We start from the raw sequence: 20,625 nt of genomic DNA, 5'->3' as shown, positions 1-20,625 counted from the left end.
GGTGAGTCGCCCGTGATCCACAGAATTTGACAATTGCTCCAGCCACCGTCGACCGAATTCGGGGTCGTAGTGGCGGAAGTAGTCGTAGTGGAGTCCTGTTTCCGAGTCGAAGTACTGACCAGGGAAGCGCAACGGTGTGTACGTCGAGCTTGTCGCCGTCCAGACAGAAGCGCCCCACAGAATGCTACGGGTGTGCCACGTGACGTCGCCTCTTTCGTCGACGAGTTGGCGGTCGGGAGCGGTTCGGGGACACGCCCGACGCATTGCCCGCGCCGCCGGACCCGGGGCTCCGATTGACGGCACGGCCGGGGCGGTGTGACGATGCGCCGATGTCGGACCTGCACGCCCGGATGGCCGCCCGGGTCGGTGACCTCACGGCCGTCGTGGTCGCGCGCTGCGCGGCGGAGGCGCCGTTCTACGGGGCGCTGCCCCGCGCCACCCTCCAGGGCGAGGTGGCGCGGTCCATCGCGGCGGTGCACGCGCTGTTGCTCAGGGCACTGCGCGACGGCGGCGGGGGTCCGATGGGGCCGGGCGATCTGACCCGGCTCATCGAGTGGTCGGCGCGCCGGGCCGAGGAGCGCGTCCCCCTGGAGGCGGTGATCGCCGCGTACCTGATCGGCGCCGAGGTGTGGTGGCAGACGCTGACGGAGGTCGCGGAGCCCGGTGAGCTGGCCGGGGCGGGCGGCAAGCTGCTCGCCTGCCTGCACGCCGCGCTGCCCGCGGTCGTCCTCGCCCACCAGAACGCCCAGGAGGACCTCCACAGCGAGGACAAGCGCGTACGGCGGGCCCTGCTCGGCGCCCTGCTGGCAGGACGGCCGTACGAGGAGCTGGCGGGCGTGGCGCGGGTGGCCGTGGCGGGTGAGTACGAGGTGGTCGCCTTCGCGTTCGAGTCCGACCCGCCGAGCAGATTGGTGCAGTCCTCGCTCGACGCCTTCACCGGGATCCCTGTGCTGATGGACCACGTCGCTCGGATCGCCTTGTTGCCGGGCAGGTCCGACGTGCCGGGCCTGGTGGCCCGGCTGGAGAAGGACGTGGGGCAGCCCGTGCGCGCCGCCGCTGCCCGCTCCTCCGTACCGGCGGCCATCTCCTCGGCGGCGCAGGAGGCCGGCCGCGTGCTGGATCTCGTCCGGCGCCTGGGACGCCCGCCCGGGTGCTACCGCCTCGACGACGTGCTGCTGGAGCACCAGCTCGCGCGCCCCGGGGACGGCCTGGTGCGGCTGGCGGCCAAACTCGACCCCTTGGAGGAGCATCCGTACCTGCTTGAGACGCTGCGCGTGTTCGTGGAGCGGGGGCTCAACCGCCGCCAGACGGCGTTGGAGCTGTGCGTCCACCGCAACACCCTGGACTACCGGTTGCAGCGAGTGAGCGCGCTGACGGGCCTCGACCTCGCGGTTCCCGCGCAGGCGCGGCTGATCCAGGCGGCGCTCGTCGCCAGGGACCTGGCCGGGCCCTCGGATCACCGCGGGGTCACCGGATGGCAGGGATCCGCAGGAGCAGCGGAAAGCGGATGAACCACGGCCGGCGTCGGCGAGCGCTCGGCCTGTCATCTGTCAGAGCCAGGCGCCGAGTTCCTCGTGCCGGGGTGCGAGGACCGGGCCGGCTCCGGGGTGGTCGAAGACCATGACGGGCCGGTCCGCGTTCCAGCCGGACCAGCCCGGCTGTCCGGTAGTGGCGAAGGCGACCCAGGCCCGGTGCATGGCGTCGGCCAGTGGCTGGGGCGCGCCGGGCCCGGTCAGGTCCTCGGCGGCGCGCAGGTTGTCGAAGACGAAGCCGAGTTCCAGCGCATGGCACGCGCCGAGTCCCATCACGGGCGAGCGCCAGCAGAATTCGTAGACGAAGGTGCGGGCGGGCCGGGAGTCGGCGAGGCGGTTGAGCGGCCCCCGCAGCAGCAGGTCGGTGGCCATCTCTCCCAGGATCTCACCGGGTTTGGCGTGCGGCCGGGTGGCTCGGTACAGGCGTGCCACGCGTTGCGGGACACGGATCTTCAGCAGTGCCAGCCGCAGGGTGAGCCGGCTGATCCGGTCCACGGTTCCGCCGGGTACGAACCACAGCCGGTACTCCTCCCGGTTGCAGCCCAGCAGCAGGTCGGCCTCGGGAAGGGGCGGGGCGGCGGGCACCACGTCGCCGTCGACCACGATGTGGAAGCCGGGACCGCCGCCGATGGGGTCGGACCGGTCGACGACGGCGGCCTGCGCGTCCAGCAGCAGGTCTCGGTCCACCGCCGCGAACGCCTCGGCGGTGGCCGGGATCCGCAGTCTCTTCGCCATCGACCGTACGGTCTTCGCGCCCTCGCGGCGCGACATCGTGTGCGGCGGGCCGCTCTGCAGGATCGCCCGGTGGAACAGCCCGGCCGCGCCGGGGCTGGTCATGAGGGCCGCGACGCTGATCGCGCCGGCGGACTCCCCGCACACGGTGACGTTCGCCGGATCTCCGCCGAAGGCGGAGATGTTGTCGCGGACCCAGATCAGGGCTGCGATCTGGTCGAGGAGGCCCCGGTTGACGGGGGCGTCGGGGAAGACCCCGAACCCCTCGACGCCGAGCCGGTAGTTGACGGAGACGAGGACCACCCCGTCGCGCGCGAAGGCGCCCCCGTCGTAGAGCGGCAGGTTCGCCGAGCCGTTGCGCAGGGAACCCCCGTGGATCCAGACCATGACGGGCAGCCGGCCCTCGCCGACGGATGGGGTCCAGACGTTGAGGTTGAGACAGCCGTCCCCGGCGATGCTCGGATCGGGTATCAGCCGGTCGAGGGGCGGGCGGTAGGGGCGTTTGGGGGCGGTCGGCCCGTACTCCAGAGCGTCTCGTACCCCTTCCCAGGACTCGACCGGGGCGGGAGCGCGGAAGCGGTGGGCGCCGAAGGGCGGGGCGGCGTAGGGGATGCCGAGGAAGGTGGCGATCCCGTTGTGGAAACGGCCTCGGACCTTGCCCTGCCCGGTGGTCGCGATGAGGTCCATGGCGGTCCTTCCATGTGCGAACGGGGGCCGGCCGCCCCCGGTCGGGGGAGCGTCAGGGGCGGGCGGCGTGGATCGGGACGGCCGCCGGTCACGGCGGAAGGGATCTCCGGGAGCGGGTCACCGGTTTGCGAGGCCGTTGCGGCGGACGTCGGACCAGGTGCCGCTGTCGGTGCAGATCCCGCAGCCGGCCCCGAAGAACTGTGCACGCGCCGTCTGGTCCCCCATCAGGTGTGCCTTGAACCAGGCGGTGGTGGGCGCGGCGAACGGGCCGGGGTCGCCCACGACCGTGAAGTGATCGGCGCCGCGCAGTTCCCCGTAGATGGCCGGTATGTGGTCGGCGTCGTTGTAGAAGGCCTTGACCAGGAAGGGGAAGACGATGCTGTCCTTCTGCCCGGCCAGGAGGAGCGCGGGTACGTGTACGTCGTCGATGTCGGCGAGCGGCCCGGGCTGGATGGGCAGGATGGTGTCGATGCGCGGGTCCGCGCCGACGACGATGGCGGCGGCGCCGCCCTGCGAGTGACCGGACGCGCCGATGTGCTCCAGGTCGACACGGTCGTGGAAGGGGCTGCCGGGGTCGGCGTTGCGACGGGTGAGCAGGTCGATCCCGGCGCGCATGGAGATGCCGAGGTTGGACTGCGGGGTGTTGGCGGCGGCGACGATGAAGCCCTGACTGGCCCAGTGGAGCAACAGGTCGCGGTAGACGACCGGGAAGGCGAAGGTGCCGTTTCCCCACACGATCACGGGGTGGCGGCGGTCACTGGTCGCGATGTCACGCGGGTAGTACAGGGTGGTCACCACCCCGACCTCCACCGCGGTGGCGTAGGGGCCGGGAGCACCGTAGTCGGCCGCGGCCGCCTCGGCACTGGCACCGGCGGGGGAACCGGTGGACGCCGCTGCCGCTCCCGCGCCGGCAGAAGCCGTCAGCAGGAGCAGGAGCGAGGTCAGGGGGACGAGCAGTTTTCTCCAGAGCACAGCGGACTCCCGATGTCGTCACGGTGAACTGGATGTTTCATCCGGCTCACGCCTTGTCTGATCGCACATCCTGAAGCACGGTTCGAGACCCGTCTCTGCGCAATCGCGGCAAGCAGCGACGTCGGAGTTTGTGCAACATGCCGAGAGGCCTGAGCGCGGTGAGGGTGCCATGCTCGGTTCCGCCGCTACGGCAGAGAGCCCACCGCCCGGTCCCGAGAGCAGAACGCCGGGAACGGAGAGAGCCCCGCGCACCGTCCGCCCCGCATGACCTGCACGGTCAATCAGGTGACGCTCCATCAGAACGAGCGTCACATGAGCGCCACGAGTGTCATTTCAGCGTCAAGATATCGCCCGTAACACCCGCAGCGCACATAATGCACACCGATAAAACCGTAGGTCAGGCGTCTTCCCGCACCGGTTCAAGGGTCGCGACGCACTCCGCGTGCGAGGTCATGCCCTCCAGCCCACAGCATCCCGCACCTGCGCCGATGGACATCTCGGGCGCAGTCGCCGAGGACCTCGCGCCGTACCGGGAGAAGTTCCGGCGGCATCTGCCGCAGTCGCTGGACGAGTTGCACGGCCCCACTCAGGGGGTCGTGGAGCTGCCGCTGCACATGGCGTGGTCGGGGCTGACGTCGTACGACATGAGCAAGCCTCGCCAGCGCATGGGCCTGTACCGCACCGTCCTGCACGAGGGCCTGCGCGGTGATCTGCCCCACTACCTCAACCGGGATCCGCTCCTCCAGATGTGGCCGGTGTTGCGCACCCTCGTCGGTCGCACCGTATGCGTCGCGTGGGAAGGCGCCTTCCCCCTGGAAAGGACCAGCACCAAGATCGGTGACACGGTGCGGGTGACCCACGAGAAGGAGACCGCGAACCTGCGCGCCCGGCTCGACGCCGCCGCCCTCTTCCTGGACCGCAACGACTCACGTTCGGAACCGGATGGTGACGGCTTGGCGCCCGGCGCGCAGAGCCGCTCGCAGGGCGGTGCCGTCGGTTTCCAGACGGCTGGCGCGCAGTTCGTGGCTGGCGTCGGCGAAGAAGCGCCTGGTTCGGGCTTCGGCCTCCGCCCGGGCCTGGAAGGCCGTGTCGATCTGGGCGAGCATCTTTGAGGCAGGCGGTCAGGCGTCCCACCTCGGTGTGGGTGGCGGCCAGTTCGGGGACGCCATGGGAGTAGTCACCGGCGGTGATAGCCGTGGCGGTCTCCTCGATACGGGTCAGGGGGCGCAGCCCGGAGCGGACGGCGAACCAGCCGGCGGCGGTCAGGAGCGTGAGCAGGGCGGCCCCCACGGTCAGGGAAAGGTTCCGCGTCTTGGTGATGGTGCGGTCGACCTCGTCGAGGGAGGTGGCCACCACGACGCTGCCTCGGTCCTCGGCCCTTTCGGGGGGAACATTTGGCCGGGCTGGGTGAGGGCGATGACCCGCCACTCGTGGTCGCCGTCCTTCGCGGGGACGGTGAAGGGGCGGCCCTCGTGGGCGAGGACGGCCGCGTGGTCGAGAACCGGGAGTTCGGGACCGCCACCCGGGGGTACGGTGCTCGCGTCGAACGCCTTGCGGGTGGCGCCGTCGTCGTCCAGATAGGTCACGGTGGTGTCGCCGAGGACGCCGAGGGCCTGCACGCTCGGCGGGGTGCTGGTGCCGGCGGGCGGGGCGAGGCGGGCAGCGATCTGCCCGGTCAGGACGAGCCGGTCGTCGACGCGGTCCTGGAGGTAGCCCTGCAGGGCCATGGTGACGATCACGCCGGTGCCGAGGAGACCGACCGCGACCAGGGCGATGGACAGGCACAGCAGGCGGGTGCGGACCTACACCGGCAGATCCTTCAGCAGGAAGGCCAGCCGGGGCACGTAGGAGCGGCTGCGGAATGATGCGTACGGAGAGCTTCGCGTTCAGATCACCGACCAGCCTCCGCGTGCACAACTGGCCAACCAGGCCGGCCCACATCACACGGCCGTTGATCGAGTATCGCCTGCCGCACCGCCGCCTGTTCCGCCTCGCCCAGCACCTGATGCATGCCCACCGGACGACCACGCGGCTGCGCGAGCGGCGCGTCCCGACCCCCGGGCCTGCCACTCCACCCACCAGTTGTCCACGGCCTTCAGCCACACCCCGAACACCGACGCAGCGTCCTCCCGGCCCCGCCCCGCGACCAGCGCTGCCATCGCTGCCATCGCTGCCATCGCCCGAGGGCGCAGAATCTCCTGCGCCAACGGCGACAAGTGCCATGTGTCCCCAACCAAATCACTCACACCCAGCTCAGCGATCCGCAATCACAAGTGTTTCGGGTCAATAGCGTTCGTGGCCGCCCCTCCGGCCGAAAATACCCCTCGCGGCGCGAGTGAAGCCCACGTCTTTCGGTGCGAATACCAGCCTCCGGTTTGGGCGTTATGCCGAAGTAGCACTCTTTTTTTGTCCAGATCCGAACAAACAAGGGGCATTTGGGGCCCACGCACAGCTCATTGACAGTTTGAATCGGGCAGCCAGATAGTGATCTTCACATTATGAAGAAGGCGTGAGGGGCACTGGCGTGACTGAAAGAACGTGGAGGAGAGCAGCCGTCGGCGCGATCTCCCTGCTGGTCGGGGCGTTGCTCACCGGTCAGCTACCAGGATCGTCCCTGCCCACCGCGGTCGCGCAGACCTTGGATGCGGCCCGGACGCAGTACCCTGCCGCCGACGATCCCGCACTGGACACCCTTTCCCCCGACATCGACCAGGCGCGGGAGCAGGCCCGGCGGGACGGGAAGCAGGTGGAGGTCGTCTCCGAACGCGGTGCGAGCCACGAGGTGTTCGTCAACCCGAGCGGCAGCCTCACCGAGATCAGGCATCTGGAACCGGTGCGCACCCGCCGGGCAGGCAAATGGGTCGACATCGACACTGGCCTGCGGCGGCTGGACGGCGTCGGCATCGCGCCCGTCGCCTCCGCCGCCGATGTGGTGTTCTCAGCGGGCGGCAGTCGGGACCCACTGGTCAGGATGGTCAAGGCAGGCCGGGAGCTGTCCCTGTCGTGGCCCGGCGCACTGCCCGCCCCGGTGCTTTCCGGATCGTCCGTGACCTATCCGGAGGTTCTGCCGGACGTGGACCTGCGGATGACCGCGGAGCCCGACGGCTTCTCCCAGGTCCTGGTCGTCAAGAGCGCCGAGGCCGCAGCGAACCCCGCGCTCGCCGAACTGAAACTGCCCATGGCCGGCAAGGGACTCACCGTCCGCTCCACTGTCGCGGGGGGGGACTTGAGGCGGTCGACACCCAGGCGGGAGGCGTGGCCTTCGAGGCGGCACAGCCGGTGATGTGGGACTCCCGCGAAGCCGGCACCGGTGCGGGTGCGAACGCGGGCACGGGCACGGGCACCCAGGCGAAAGCGTCGTCCGCCGCATCCGGCACCACCGCAAAGTCCGGCGTAGCGGAAGGCACTTCGCGTACAGCGCCCGCCCCCGATCTGTACGAAGGCCCCGGCGACGCCTCGGCGCGGGCCGATGTACGCGTCTCCGTAACCGGGGACTCCCTCCTCCTCATCCCCGACCCGGAACTGCTCTCCGGCGAGGACACCCGCTACCCGGTCTTCATCGACCCGGCCTGGTCCTCACCCCGTACGTCCGCCTACGCGATGGTCTCCCGCGCCTACCCCGACTCCCACTTCTACAAGTTCGACGGCGCCGCCGACTCGGGCATGGGCTTCTGCCCGCCGAACTTCACCGGCCTCAAGTGCGCGCCGAACGACGCCAAGCGGCTGTTCTACAAGCTGCCCGTGACCAGCTTCGCGGGGAAGAGCATCACCAGCGCCGAGTTCGTCGTCCGCGAGACGTTCGCGTACAACTGCACCAAGCAGCCGGTGGAGTTCTGGCGCACCAAGTCGCTCACCTCGACGACTTCCTGGAACGACCAGAAGGCCGGGGGCTACTGGATCGACCAGATGCCGACCGTGACGGCGGCCAAGGGCGCGACTGCCTCCTGCCCAGACGGCGACCTGGAGTTCAACGCCAAAGACGCGGTCGTCTGGGCCGCCGCCAACAAGCAGACCACGCTCACCTTCGGGCTCAAGGCGCCGAACGAGAACGCCGAGAACCAGTGGAAGCGCTTCGCGGGCAACGGCTTCCTGCGCGTCGAGTACAACAACCCGCCGAACCAGCCCAAGCAGTCGCAGCTGACCATGAGTCCGGGCGGCACCTGCACGCTGGCGCCCAAGGCGGTCAACGTCATCCCCAAGGCGACGGCCGTTCTGTCGGACCCCGACAAGGACCAGGTGTATGCGGAGTTCAAGGTCGAGTGGGACGCGGGAGACGGCTGGAAGGAACACTGGAACTCCGGCCGGATCGGCCCCAAGGCCTCCGGACAGCCGTACACGATCACGCTCCCGTCGACCATCCCGCAGAAGGTCAAGACCTCGTGGAGCGTGCGCGCCTCGGACGGCAAGTTGTGGGGGCCATGGAGCTATGCCGGTGACACCCAGACCGGCTGCTACCTGACCTTCGACTCCCAGCACCCGGCCGCGCCGACCGTGGTCTCCTCGCAGTACCCCGCCTCGCACACCGACGACCCGCTCGACCCGTGGCTGGACGGCGTCGGACGGTACGGCCGCTTCACTATCGACTCGACCGCGACGGACGTGACCAAGTACTGGTTCGGCCTGAACGCGGACCCCACCGCGGCCAACGAGCGCAAGCCCGCGACCCCCGGAGCGGCCGTCTCGATCGATGTGATGCCGACCCGGCCGGGGCTCAACAACCTCTACGTCCAGGCCTGGGACGCCAACAACAACGCCAGCACCATCGCCAACTACCAGTTTCGCGTGGCCACCGGCCAGCCGGAACGAGCCACCTGGACCCTCGACGCCCCAGCCGGCTCGACGCAGGACCCGGGCAGCGGCGGCGACCGGCCCGCCCTGCTCGGGGCAGCGCGGCACTCGGTGAACCGGGCGTCCACGGCACGGCCCTCACGCTGAACACCGCAGGCGCAGCCGACGGCTACGCGGCCGGTGGCCCACATCTGCTCGACACCGACGGCGACTTCACCGTATCCACCTGGGCGCGCCTCGACTCGGACGCCGCCACCGCCACCGCGATCAGCGTCGACGGCACCTCCCACGCGGGCTTCTACCTCGGCTACGAGGGAGGAAGCAGGCGCTGGGCGCTGCGCGTGCCCACCAAGGACGGAACCGGCGCCGACTTCGGCGCCCAGCAGGTGCTGTCACCGGCCCCGCCGGAGGTCGGCAAATGGACCCATCTCGCAGCCGTCCGTGACGCGGCGGCCGGAAGGTACACCCTGTACGTCGACGGTGTCGCGGTCGGCACGTCCGCCGTCACCACTCCCTGGCACGCCGCCGCCAACCTCCAGTTCGGCCGCGCCAAGTACAACGGCGCCTATGCCGAGCCGTGGCAGGGCGCGATCGACGAGACCGCCGTATACGACCGCCCCCTGGGCGCGGCGGACGTCGGTCGGCTGGCCCGCCAGGAGCCGATGACCACCGGCCGTCCGGCCAAGGCGGCCTGGGACTTCGACGACGCGGCCACCTCCCGGGTGGCGAAGGGCGCGAGCCAGGTAAGCCCGCTGGTCCTCAAGGGCGGCGGTGGTACGTTCGGCGTCCCGGGGAACGTGGCCGGCGCCCTGGACCTCAGCTCCACGGCGAACGGTTACGCGAGCACCGCCGGGCCGCAGCTCAATACCCTGCGCAGCTTCTCGGTGTCCGCCTGGGCCAAACTCCCCAAGGCGGAGTCGGACACGGCGCAGATCATCGCGACCCAGGCCGGCGCGCAGCAGAGCGGCTTCGAGCTCTACTACTCAAGCTCGTACCGCCGTTGGGTCTTCAACCGGTACGACTCCGACACCGCGGGCGTCCAGCCGACCCGGGCCATGGCCAACCTCGGCAAGCCCGCCGCAGACCAGGTCTACCCCGGCGACAGCTGGCACCATCTCCTCGGTGTCTACGACAGCACACTGAAGGAGCTTCGGCTCTTCGTGGACGGCGGGCTCGTCTCCACGGTGCCGTTCGTGCCCGCTCCCTGGGACGCCACCGGTCCGGTGCAGGTCGGCGCGGGGTCGTACGGCGCCCGGCCCGGCTCGTTCTTCAAGGGGCAGATCGACGATGTGCACCTGTACGACCGGGTGGTCTCCAAGGACGAGGCCGGTGACCTGTTCAAGCAGCACCCGCAGGTGAAGGGGCGCTGGAAATTCGACGCCACGACGGCGGGCACGCCGGCCTCCAGCCCCGACGACAGCGTTGGCAGGCGACCCGCGGTCCTGGGCGCCCAGGCGGCCGTGAAGCCGGGCGCCGGATGGGTCGGCGCGGGCGGTCTGGTCCTGGACGGGGCGAACGACTACGCCGCCGCCGCGACGGTCCCGGTGAACACCAAGGAGAGCTTCACCGCAACCGCCTGGGTGAACACCGCGGCACGCCCGCAGAAGAAGGTCACCGTCCTATCGGCGGAAGGCGGGGTCAACAGCGCCTTCACCGTGCGGTACGCGCCGGATCCCACGGACCCGCAGAACCAGGGCGGTTACGAACTGGAGCTGCCCACCGCGGACACGGCGGGCGCGGCACGGCCCGTGGTGCGGCATTCGAGCTTCCAGTCGGATTTCGAGTGGGACCACCTGGCTGTCGTGTACGACGCCTTCGCCGACGAGGCGCGGTTGTACGTCAACGGCCACCTGGAACAGGTCCTGGACGCCATGTCGTGGCGGACCAACGTCCTTCCCTTCCAGGCGACCAAGCAGCTCCAGTTCGGACGCAACAAGGAGAACGGGACGCCCGGCGAGTACTGGCCGGGCGTGATCGACGACGTGTGGATGTTCTCCGGCGTGGCGAGTGACGCCCAGATCATCAAACTCGGCAACGGGGAATCCCTGGACACGGTCCCAGGCCCGTAGACCGCGCCCTCGGGCGGCCCGACGACGCGTCTCCACACACCCGCGAGGCGGGGCCCGCCCGCCAGGACGGGCCCGCGAACCCGCATGGGGAGCGCCGACCGGACGGCACCCTGGCGTCCCCGGACCCGTGGGCCCGCAGGTCCGCGGGCTCGCAGGTCCGTGGGCCCGCGGGTCCTGCGAGTGACCGGAACCAACCCACCTACTACGTAAGGAACGATCGGGTTGTCCAGACCCATACCGCCGCGTCGCGCGGCCCGCTTCCACCGATATATCGCCCTGGCGGTGGCCGCACTCATGGCCGCCTCGCTGTTCCAGGCCGAGCCCGCGCTGGCCGCTCCGAAGCCCAGCGGTGCAACGCACGCACCGCCCGTCGAGGCCGACCACCCCGTCCCCGGCAAAGCGCTCGGGACCGCGCCGCGTAGGCCGGACGGGCTGGCCTCCGGCCCCCGCCGTGCGCCCCATGCCACCTGGCCGAAGGCCGGCGCCGCGCAGGTCACCCTGCCCGCCGCAGTCACCCCGGGCGCCGGTGCCGACAGGAAGGCCGCGGGCGCGCAGGCCGAGCGCACCGCCGCCGCCCCCCTGCCCGTACCGGGCCTGCCCGTCCGGCTGTTGGCCGACCCGGCGGCAACCGGCTCCGCCGAGGCGCAGGTGCGGCTCCTTCCGCAGGACACCGCCCGCGGCCTCGGGCTCGACGGAGTCCTGCTCTCTGTCAGCGGCACCGGCCCGGCGGGCGCCTCCTCCGGCGCCCGCCGCGTCGGCGTCAGCCTGGACTACTCCGCGTTCGGCGAGGCATACGGCGGTGACTACGGCGCCCGGCTGCGCCTGGTCACCCTGCCCTCCTGCGCGCTGACCACCCCGAAGCTGCCCCGCTGCCGTACGACCACCCCGGTGGCGGGCCGCAACGACAGCGAGAAGCACACGCTCTCCGCCGACGCCGTCGCGCTGCGCCCCGCCGCGTCCGCCGTCCTCCTCGCCGCCGTGGCCGACCCCGCCGGCGGCTCCGCGGGCGCCGGCGACTACACCGCGACCCCGCTGTCGTCGTCCGCTGCGTGGCAGACCAGCCTCCAGACGGGCGACTTCTCCTGGTCCTACCCGCTGACCGCGCCGACCGTGCCCGGCGGACTGCTGCCCAAGCTGTCCATCGGCTACTCCTCGGGCGCCGTGGACGGCCAGACCACCAACAGCAACAACCAGTCCTCCTGGGTCGGTTCGGGCTTCGACATGAACACCGGCTTCATCGAGCGGCGCTACAAGCCGTGCGGCGAGGACGGCGACTGGAGCAAGGACGACGCCCCCGGCGACCAGTGCTGGGGGTACGACAACGCCACCATCAGCTTCAACGGCCGTGCGGGCGAGCTGATCCCGGCGGGCAAGGACACCTGGCGGATCCGCAACGACGACGGCACCCGCGTCGAAAAGCTCAGCAACGCCACCGAGCGGGCGAACGGCGACAACGACGGTGAGTACTGGAAGGTGACGACCACCGACGGCCTCCAGTACTTCTTCGGCTACAACCGCCTCCCCAACTGGACCACGGGCAAGCCCGAGACGAAGTCCACCTGGACCGTGCCCGTCTTCGGCAACAACGCCGACGAGCCCTGCCACCAGGCCACCTTCGCCGCGTCCTGGTGCCAGCAGGCCTGGCGCTGGAACCTCGACTACGTCGAAGACCTCAACGGCAACGCCATGTCGTACTGGTACAGCCCGGAGACCAACTCCTACGGCCGCAACCGCGTGGCCGCCGACGACACCCTGTACGAGCGCGGCGGCGTCATCGACCACATCGAGTACGGCCAGCGCAGCGACACGCTCTTCACCGCCAAGGCCACCGGCAAGGTCGTCTTCACCAACACCGAGCGGTGCATCCAGCCCACGGCCGCAGCCTGCGCCCCCACGGAGATCGAGAAGGACGCCACCCGATGGGAGGACACGCCGTACTACCTGAACTGCAAGGCGGGCACCGACTGCGACAAGGGCCGGTTCGCTCCGTCCTTCTGGTCCCGCAAGCGGCTCTCCAAGGTCACCACCCAGGTCCTCCAGCCCTCGGGCGGCTACGCGGACGCCGACGCCTGGGCGTTCACCCAGAAGTGGGGCGACGCCGACATCGACCGTTCCCTGCTCCTGGAGTCGATCCAGCACACCGGTCTGTCCGCCACCCCCTCGATCACCCTGCCCAGGGTGACCTTCGGCTACAAGCAGGGGCCCAACCGTCTTGACCGGATCGGTGACGGGATCGCACCCTTCATCAAGTACCGGCTCGCCAACGTCTCCGACGAGTCGGGCGGTTCAATCGATGTCGCCTACTCGGACCCCGAGTGCGACTTCGCCGCGCTGCCCGAGCCGGAGACGAACACCACGCGCTGCTTCCCGCAGTACTGGCAGCCCGCCGGTGCACCGGACCCCGTCCAGGAGTGGTTCAACAAGTACGTCGTCACGCAGGTCACCGCGACCGACCGCACCGGTGGCGCCGACGACATGGTCACCAAGTACGCGTATCTCGACGGCGCCGCCTGGCACTACGCCGACGACGACGGCCTGACCAAGGAGAAGTACAAGACCTGGTCGCAGTGGAACGGCTACGGCCGGGTCCAGGTGCAGTCCGGCGGCTGGAACGGCATGCGCTCACTGACCGAGCACCGGTTCCTGCGAGGCATGGACGGCGACCGCAAGAACGCCGCGGGCGGCACCAAGTCGGTGACCGTCCCCGACGGCGAGGGCGGCAGCCTCACCGACCACGAGGCCTTCCAGGGAACCGAGTTCAAGACGATCGACTACACCGCGCCGGGCGGCACGGTGGAGAGCAAGACCGTGAGCACCCCATGGCGCAAGGAGACCGCCAAGCGGGCACGGGACTGGGGCACGGTCACCGCCAACCTGACCGGCACGGCGGCGACCCGCACCTGGGACCGCAAGCACGACGGCAGCTGGCAGCAGACCTCCACCGCGACCAAGTTCGACGACGAGGGAAGGGTCATCGAGGACAGCGACCTCGGTGAGGCCACGCCCGGCGACGAGGAGTGCACGACCACCTCGTACGCCGACAACGCCGCCAACTGGCTGCGCGCCCTGCCCAAGCAGGTCGAAGTCCTCGACGTGGCGTGCGGCACGGATGTCACGTACCCCGCGCACGTGCTCTCCCGCAAGCGCAACACCTACGACTCCCTCACCTTCGGCGCCGCGCCGACCCGGGGCCTTCTCACCAAGCAGGAGGAACTGACCGGCTACACCGGCACAACGCCCAACTACCGCTCCAAGAACACTGGTTACGACAGCTACGGGCGGGTACGGTCCACCTCCGACTCGTCGGGCGCCAGCAGTACGACCGTCTTCACCCCGGCGACCACCACCAAGCCCGGCACCCTCACCGTGACGGGCACCGAACTGGTCGCCGGCAACCCGGCCAGCGCACAGTCCGTCGTGACCGAGTTCGACGGCGTCCGCTCGCTGCCCACCGCCACGGTCGACGCCAACAGCAAGCGCAGCGAAGCGGAGTTCGACGCGCTGGGCCGACTCACCAAAGCCTGGCTCGCGAACCGGCCCAAGGCCTCCAGCCCGACACCCAACCTGGAGTACAACTACCGGATCTCGGAAGGCGCCATCGCCGCGGTCGTCGCCAAGAAGCTGATGAACGACGGCAGCCAGCTGGCGTCGTACATCCTCTACGACGGCTGGCTGCGGCCCCGCCAGTCGCAGTCCGCCGGTCCCGACGGCGGCCGGCTGATCGACGACACGTTCTACGACGAACGCGGCCTGGTCGAGCGGAAGTACGCGCCGTACTACGCCATCAAGGCACCGGAGGCCAAACTCTTCGGCGTGACCGAACAGGGCGCCGTGGACACCCAGACCGTCAACGAGTACGACGGCCTGGGCCGCCCGACCGTCACCAAGACGCTCCAGGGCAACGGCGTGGGCGTGGAACTGTCCCGCACCACGACCACCCACAGCGCCGACCTGATCACCGTCGACCCTCCGGCCGGCACCACCCCGACCGAGACAGTGCTCGACGCGGCGGGCCGGACCAAGGAACTGCACGAGTTCCACGGGCCGTCACCGACCGGCGCCTTCGACACCACGCTGTACGAGCACGACAGTGCCGGACACTTGACGAAGGTCACCAGCCCGGACAAGACGGTCCGCTCCTACACCTACGACCTACTCGGGCACCAGCTCACCTCCACCGACCCCGACTCGGGCACCACCAGGACGACGTACAACGACGCGGACCGGGTCACCACGACCACGGACGTCGGCCGTAAAAGGACACTCGCCTTCGTCTACGACCGGCTCGGCCGGCACACCGAGACCCGGGAAAACTCCACCACGGGCCCGCTGCTGGCCTCCTGGACCTTCGACACCGTACGCAAGGGGTACCTGGGCAGCTCCACCCGCCATGTCGGCGGCGCGGGCGGCGCGAAGTACACGCAGACGATCGACGCGTACGACAACCTGTACAGGCCACTGCGCACGACCGTGTCGATCCCGGCCTCGGAGCCCGGACTCGGCGGCACCGCGGGCATCAGCTACCAGACCAACACCAACTACAACCTGGACGGGACCGTCAAGTCCGCCAGCTACCCGGCGGCGGGGAACCTGCCCGCCGAGGTGATCGCACCGACCTACGACGCGCTCCAGCGCGTGGTGAAGACCGAAGGGCTCAGCACCTACATCGGCAACGCGCGCTACAGCCTCACCGGGAAGCTGGAGGAGCTGGAGCTGGGCGGCGCGGGCAAGCGGACCTGGATCAACAACACGTACGAGCCGGGCACCCAGCGGCTGCACACCAGCCGCACCGAACGCGAAGGCGTCCCCGGTGTCGACCGCGCGACCACCTACGACTACGACGACTCGGGCAACGTCACCTCGGTCACCGACGCCTCGCGCCAAGGCACGGACCGGCAGTGCTTCCGCTACGACTACCTCCAGCGACTGACCGAGGCGTGGACACCGGCCGGTGACTGCGCACCGGCCCCCGGCACGGCTGCGCTCGGCGGGCCGGCGCCGTACTGGCAGTCGTACACCTACACGGCGGCCGGGAACCGCGACACCGACACCGCGCACGACCCCGCCGGGAAGACCGCCGGGGACACTATACGTACCTACCGCTACAACGAGAACGGCAAGGGCCAGCCGAACACCCTGACGTCGGTCTCCTCCACGGGCGCCGCCACCGGCAAGGACACGTACACCTACGAGCCCGGCGGCGGCACCGAGTCCCGTACTCCCAGCGGTGGGGCGAAACAGTCGTTCGCCTGGGACTCCGAGGGCAATCTGGCCTCGGTGACCGAGGGTTCCTCGGTCACGGAGTACCTGTACGACGCCGACGGCAAACGGCTGATCAGCCGCGGTCCCGGTGGCGTCTCGACGCTGTACCTGGGCGCCTCGGAGATCACCTGGACGAAGGCGACCGGGAAGACGACGGCCCGGCGGTACTACGACCTCGGCGGGGCGAGCGCCGTACGCCAGGACAACGGCTCGCTCTCGTTCGTCGTCGGGGATCACCACGGCACCGGCGAACTCGCCATCGACGCCACGACCCAGGCTATGGTGCAGCGCCGCAACATGCCCTTCGGTGAGGCACGCGGCACGGCGGTGCCGGCCGGAAGCTGGCCGGGCACCAAGGGCTTCGTCGGCGGTACGCAGGACCCCACCGGCCTCACCCATCTCGGAGCCCGGGAGTACGACCCGGACACCGGCCGCTTCCTCAGCGCCGACGCGGTGGTCGACCCATCGGACCCGCAGCAACTGAACGGCTACGCCTACGGGCACAACAACCCGCTGCGGCGCAGCGACCCGACGGGCAACTACGACCCGGACGAGCGGGACTACTGCAACAAGAACCCCAAGGAGTGCTCGGGCGGAAAGGTCGTCCCCAGCAAGCCCTCGAAGCCCAAGAAGAACCCGAACCCGGGCATGCACAAGAAGCGCGCCCACATGCCGCCGGTGCAGAACGAGCGCCTCGAAAGGATCATCAAGGAGCTCTACATGAGGCCGATGGTCGCGGACAAGGACGTGGTGGGCGACGGCAAGACGGCCTCGGCCCTGATCGAGGAACTGAACGAGGGCAAGGGCTTCGGCGGTGACGGAACGAAATGGCACATCGAGAAGGCAGTCGGGAAACTTGGCGGCCTGCGTGATCTGCTGGAGGAGGACCGGAAGGCCAAGGAGGACACCGGAAAGGGGATTCTCTCCGACTCCGACCGCAAGGTCGCGCTCAACGAATCGAAGGAACTCTGGACGGCCCTCAACGCGGATGACGTGGCCGGGCAGGTGACGAAGAACGTGAAGGCGTCGGGCTTCGACAAGACGGTGTCCAAACTCATCAAGACCGTCATCTCGGCGGAGTCGATGAGCGAGGTCACCGGACAGAAGTTCGCCGTCCCCGAGAACCTGCATCCGAAGGCCGCTCAGCGGGCCGTGCCCTCGGGCGAGAGGATAAAGGGCAGGGGTTTCGCCAAGGCGTTCGGGGTGGTGGGCGGTGCCGCCAGCGTTGCGCAGTTCCCGGTGGACGCCTACAACTACGGGTTCGAGGAAGCGACGAAACAGCTCTCCGAGTCCCTGACGGACCCGCTGGACGTGATCCCCGACGGGCAGGGCGCGGGGTGTGCGTTCTTCGGTGACTGCTATGTGGTGGTCCCGGTGGCTTGATCTCACCTGACCGTCTACCAGAAGCGCGCCACCGGCCGGGAGAAGCTCCCGGCCGGTGGCGCGGTATTATTCAGCACAATACGAAGGAGTAGGAACATGCAGGCAATCTCCTCCGATGAATTGGTCACGCAGCTCATGCGGCTGCTCCCGGAAGTTGAGCCCTATTTCGAAAAGGCAGCTGAGCGCCACGGCCTGCGTGCGTCGCAGGTGACTCACTGGGACCAGGTCAACACCCACCCGGGAACGCTCCTGTCCGAAGTGCTCACTTACCCTCTCTTTCAACCCCTGATGGAGTCTCCGGAGATTGATGCGGAAGCAGAGGACTTCCTGGCGCGTTGTTTCGAGTTTATCGAGGGACTCGAGGAGGACCCCAGTGGCTGGCTGGTGGATACGGCCTACTTCACTTTCGTGGAATTCTTTTTGCAGAGCAGGGAAGTACTCGACCGCGCCTTCCGGTTCGCCCGGCCGAAGACCCGGGCGGAGATTTTGGCCATGCTGAGAGGCTGGAACGTCCCCGTGGACCCGTCCTGGGAGGACCCGTCACGGGAGGGGGAACAGCAGGAATAGCGCGGCCCCGGAGTCTTCTCAACTTCAGCTTGAGGCGTGGTGAGGGCGAGGACGGCCTACGACCTCGCATTGAGCGCGTCAAGCCCGGAGATCTCCTCATCGAGGGCCATCACGCCCTCCGCCAGGCTAGCCACCACCGCGGCCGCCGGCCTCTCGCCGGGCAGCGCGGTGAGCCGGGACCGAGCTGCTCCGACTACGGTCTCGGCGAGTTTGCCAAATCAGGAGCTGCTCAAGCCGCCTTCCAGATTGCCGCAGTGTCACCTCGTTGAAGAGTGGTTATTCTCCGACCGAGTTCGTGGGATGCTGCTGCGTTCCCTATGTCGGCGCGGCGGATGTGCGAGCTGAGTGTGTGCATGTCGCGGATGCGGATGAGCATGGGTAGACCGGGCCAGCTTGTGATGTCGTACCCATACGCTTTCCCAAACGTTTCGAGTTCAGCAGCAGTTCGTCCGAATCGCCGGCCTTGGTAGGTGTTGGCAAGGTCGACCTCCCGTGGCCCGATGGCCGCGTCATCCCGGTCGCCGAGGAGCGCATGGTGGCCGTCCAGAGGCAGTTGCCGGGGTATGCGTCACCGTGGACGAGGCCGGGGCCAAGGCGTAGTCAAGTTTCTCGAAGGCAGCAATGAGCTCGTGCGCGTGTGGCGACCCAGTCCTTCTGGGTGTCGGGCACTGAGTTCGCAGGCCGGTCCAGAAGGCGAACTCGTCCCGGCTCACGCTGAACGCCGCACGGGGGAAGTGGTCGAGGTTGCCGATATGGTCGAAGTGCAGGTGGGACACGACCACATGGTCGATGTCCTCGGGCCGGAGTCCGAAGCGGGCAAGTAACTGCACGGGGTGATGCGTGTGCAGGTAGCCCCGCGCGCGTGTGCGCACATCGTCGTAATCGGAGTCCACAAGGACCGTACGGCGGCCGTTGCGCACCAGCCAGAAGTAGAAGTCGGCGACCAGCGGTTCGTCCGGCTCGCCGTACGTCGTGTAGTGCAGGTATTTGGCCGACTTGCTGGTCCTGACCGTCCCGTAACGCAATGCTTAGGCTTCGTACACTTCGGAACTGGGCATCCGCCTCGACCTTCGTCGTGCTTCGGCTCCGCAGGGGGCATGGGTCGGTTGCGGCCGCTACGCGGTCACTCCTCCTGATTGATCTCGGCATCGTTCGGCAGTCCTCCGATCAGGGTGGGCCTGACATACCAGCCACGGCCGCCGAGCAAACGGGGAGGGCGTACCCGCAGCACCACCGTCCAGCAACTGGTATAGGGCGCCGAGCCGACCGAGGGCATGCACATCGGCCCGTGGAACACGACGCCCTGCCTGATGCTGTCCACTGAGCCTCCGCCAACTTGAAGACGCAGGTCAAAGGGCTGGTGTGGCCGGTTCTCGGGTCGCTCACGCTGGTCGCGGGCGGCAGTCTGAGCAGTAGATCGTCCGTCAGCCAGCGGTGTATCGCTGGCGCCAACGGCCCGGAGTGGGATCGGAAGAGGTCTGCGCACGTGGGGGACGGCACTGGCTCGCGGGCGGCAAGGACGGTCAGCGTTCGGCGCACTTCCGTGCTCAGTCGAAGGAGCTGGAGGCTGGTCTGGCCGCCCGTGTAGGCGTACAGGCGGATAACTTTGACCGCGATTTCGTCGCGGTCGTCGGCGAAGGTGTCTGGGAGCCCGGCGAGCAGTTCGAAGTCTTGCTTGCCGGTCGCCGCGTCGGCCACAGCGCTGAGGGGCAGGGTCTCGAACTCTGATGCGGACAAGGAAGTGTCAACCGCGACAGCGTGGGCGGCTAAAGCCGCGAAAACCTCAATGAGCCGTTCCCCCACCGCCACGTCAATACTCCAGGAGTGCAGCCGCTCTCGGCGGCGATCCTGGCGCCATGGTTCCTGGTCCAGCAGCGGCAGCAGGACGCGACCCAGGTACGCGCAGCGACGCCACAGCGTGTCGTGCTCCGGGTCATGATCGATCCTCCCTGCAGTTGAAGGGCATGCCGCCCGAGCGGCGCAGGCACTCCAACTTCCCACTACACGCGGGTTAGGTACAGGTTGGGGCTGGACGTTGTATCAGCGGTTGACTTCGAGATTTGTCAGGACGAGCAGGGCACGCAGGAGGCGCGTGGCGCGAGCGGGATCGGTACGGAGCTTGGTAAGGATCCGCCAGTTCTTGAGGTGGGCGAAGCCGTGTTCGACCGGTGCGCGTCCGATGGCGAGGACTCGGTTGGCGGTCTTCTGGCCGGGGGTGAGCTTGTGGGTGCGGCTGGCGTGGAAGCCGGTGACGATCACGGGGTCGAGTACGTCGTTGTCCAGGCTGCGGAAGCCGAGGTCGGCCAGTGCCCCGAGGCCGGCGGCGCATAGGTGGGCCAGGATGTGGTCATGGCGTGCGGCGGCGTTGTCGTGGGTGCGGCCGGGCCGAGCAGCAGATATCCAGATCAGGCGGCCTCGCTCGTCGGTCAGGGCGAGAAAGTGCAGGCCATGATGGTGGTGTTTACCGGAGTAGTTCCGCCGGTCGGCCTTCCGGTACGGCGCTGGGTGGAGATGAGGGTGCCGTCGATCAGGACCGCCTCCCCGCCCTGGTGGGCGACCTTCTTCAGGGCGCGGTCCAGGCGCGGCGCCTGGGCGGCGAGCAGGGTGATCACGGCATCCGCCGCCGCATCCTC

The 20,625-nt window shown here is 69.2% G+C and carries 14 protein-coding genes and 2 pseudogenes; 8 read left to right on the top strand and 8 right to left on the bottom strand.

Going from position 1 to position 20,625, the window contains the following annotated elements:
• A pseudogene (locus GA0115254_RS48095) lies at positions 1–228 on the bottom strand (RHS repeat-associated core domain-containing protein); the annotation flags it as partial.
• A 101-nt stretch (positions 229–329) separates the two neighbouring features.
• On the opposite strand from GA0115254_RS48095, the gene GA0115254_RS42705 reads away from it, so the two are divergent.
• Positions 330–1,511 carry a PucR family transcriptional regulator gene (locus GA0115254_RS42705; RefSeq protein ID WP_093900624.1) on the top strand — a complete coding sequence of 394 codons (1,182 nt, stop codon included), beginning with the start codon at positions 330–332 and terminating at the stop codon, positions 1,509–1,511.
• A gap of 39 nt (positions 1,512–1,550) precedes the next feature.
• Here GA0115254_RS42705 and GA0115254_RS42700 read toward each other — a convergent pair whose 3' ends face one another.
• On the bottom strand, positions 1,551–2,951 hold the full coding sequence (locus tag GA0115254_RS42700) for a carboxylesterase/lipase family protein (RefSeq protein ID WP_093900623.1): 1,401 nt from the start codon (positions 2,949–2,951) through the stop codon (positions 1,551–1,553).
• Positions 2,952–3,068: 117 nt separating this feature from the next.
• On the bottom strand, positions 3,069–3,923 hold the full coding sequence (locus GA0115254_RS42695) for an alpha/beta hydrolase family protein (RefSeq protein WP_093900622.1): 855 nt from the start codon (positions 3,921–3,923) through the stop codon (positions 3,069–3,071).
• 452 nt (positions 3,924–4,375) lie between these two features.
• On the opposite strand from GA0115254_RS42695, the pseudogene GA0115254_RS42690 reads away from it, so the two are divergent.
• A pseudogene (locus GA0115254_RS42690) lies at positions 4,376–4,735 on the top strand (hypothetical protein); the annotation flags it as partial.
• A 480-nt stretch (positions 4,736–5,215) separates the two neighbouring features.
• Here the strand turns inward: GA0115254_RS42690 and GA0115254_RS45130 are convergent.
• Positions 5,216–5,662, bottom strand: coding sequence for a hypothetical protein (locus GA0115254_RS45130; RefSeq protein WP_176740532.1), 447 nt, complete (start codon positions 5,660–5,662; stop codon positions 5,216–5,218).
• A 785-nt stretch (positions 5,663–6,447) separates the two neighbouring features.
• Between GA0115254_RS45130 and GA0115254_RS45125 the strand changes: the two genes are divergently transcribed.
• The 5 genes from GA0115254_RS45125 to GA0115254_RS42660 all read left to right on the top strand — a co-directional run bounded on the left by GA0115254_RS45125 (position 6,448) and on the right by GA0115254_RS42660 (position 17,992).
• Positions 6,448–7,206 carry a hypothetical protein gene (locus tag GA0115254_RS45125; protein ID WP_176740531.1) on the top strand — a complete coding sequence of 253 codons (759 nt, stop codon included), beginning with the start codon at positions 6,448–6,450 and terminating at the stop codon, positions 7,204–7,206.
• Positions 7,179–8,858 (top strand): hypothetical protein, encoded by a 1,680-nt coding sequence (locus GA0115254_RS47155; RefSeq protein WP_256103112.1) that lies wholly within the window; start codon positions 7,179–7,181, stop codon positions 8,856–8,858. The genes GA0115254_RS45125 and GA0115254_RS47155 overlap by 28 nt, the downstream gene beginning before the upstream one ends.
• A complete protein-coding gene (locus GA0115254_RS42670) occupies positions 8,855–10,780 on the top strand; it encodes a LamG domain-containing protein (protein ID WP_256103114.1) in 1,926 nt (641 codons plus the stop codon). The genes GA0115254_RS47155 and GA0115254_RS42670 overlap by 4 nt, the downstream gene beginning before the upstream one ends.
• Before the next feature lie 222 nt (positions 10,781–11,002).
• On the top strand, positions 11,003–17,425 hold the full coding sequence (locus GA0115254_RS42665; protein WP_141721012.1) for an RHS repeat domain-containing protein: 6,423 nt from the start codon (positions 11,003–11,005) through the stop codon (positions 17,423–17,425).
• Between the two features lie 96 nt (positions 17,426–17,521).
• A complete protein-coding gene (locus tag GA0115254_RS42660; protein ID WP_093900619.1) occupies positions 17,522–17,992 on the top strand; it encodes a hypothetical protein in 471 nt (156 codons plus the stop codon).
• Between the two features lie 509 nt (positions 17,993–18,501).
• Here GA0115254_RS42660 and GA0115254_RS42655 read toward each other — a convergent pair.
• Together GA0115254_RS42655 and GA0115254_RS45120 are read right to left on the bottom strand one after the other, a co-directional pair.
• Complete coding sequence (locus GA0115254_RS42655; RefSeq protein ID WP_093900618.1) at positions 18,502–19,017, bottom strand: MBL fold metallo-hydrolase; 516 nt, start codon at positions 19,015–19,017, stop codon at positions 18,502–18,504.
• A gap of 98 nt (positions 19,018–19,115) precedes the next feature.
• On the bottom strand, positions 19,116–19,313 hold the full coding sequence (locus GA0115254_RS45120) for a hypothetical protein (RefSeq protein ID WP_176740530.1): 198 nt from the start codon (positions 19,311–19,313) through the stop codon (positions 19,116–19,118).
• Between the two features lie 140 nt (positions 19,314–19,453).
• Between GA0115254_RS45120 and GA0115254_RS42650 the strand changes: the two genes are divergently transcribed.
• On the top strand, positions 19,454–19,720 hold the full coding sequence (locus GA0115254_RS42650) for a hypothetical protein (protein ID WP_093900617.1): 267 nt from the start codon (positions 19,454–19,456) through the stop codon (positions 19,718–19,720).
• A gap of 312 nt (positions 19,721–20,032) precedes the next feature.
• On the opposite strand, the gene GA0115254_RS42645 is transcribed toward GA0115254_RS42650, so the two are convergent.
• Both GA0115254_RS42645 and GA0115254_RS47150 read right to left on the bottom strand, forming a co-directional pair.
• Entirely contained in the window at positions 20,033–20,437 is a 405-nt protein-coding gene (locus tag GA0115254_RS42645) for a transposase family protein (protein ID WP_370741034.1), read from the bottom strand.
• The gene (locus tag GA0115254_RS47150) at positions 20,419–20,604 is read right to left on the bottom strand and encodes a hypothetical protein (protein ID WP_256103111.1); all 186 of its coding nucleotides are present in this window, start codon (positions 20,602–20,604) and stop codon (positions 20,419–20,421) included. Before GA0115254_RS47150 ends, GA0115254_RS42645 begins: the two co-directional genes overlap by 19 nt.
• Between the last annotated feature and the right edge of the window lie 21 nt (positions 20,605–20,625).

The sequence above is a fragment of the Streptomyces sp. Ncost-T10-10d genome (assembly GCF_900091955.1).
Classification (GTDB): domain Bacteria; phylum Actinomycetota; class Actinomycetes; order Streptomycetales; family Streptomycetaceae; genus Streptomyces.
The sequence above is the reverse complement of the archived record's forward strand: the minus strand, read 5'-3'. Positions and strand labels throughout refer to the sequence as shown.

Bases quoted from the DNA above. Each gene is read 5' to 3' on its own strand.
- GA0115254_RS42705 (WP_093900624.1), top strand. From the start codon at position 330: ATGTCGGACCTGCACGCCCGGATGGCCGCCCGGGTCGGTGACCTCACG.
- GA0115254_RS42700 (WP_093900623.1), bottom strand. From the start codon at position 2,951: ATGGACCTCATCGCGACCACCGGGCAGGGCAAGGTCCGAGGCCGTTTC.
- GA0115254_RS42660 (WP_093900619.1), top strand. From the start codon at position 17,522: ATGCAGGCAATCTCCTCCGATGAATTGGTCACGCAGCTCATGCGGCTG.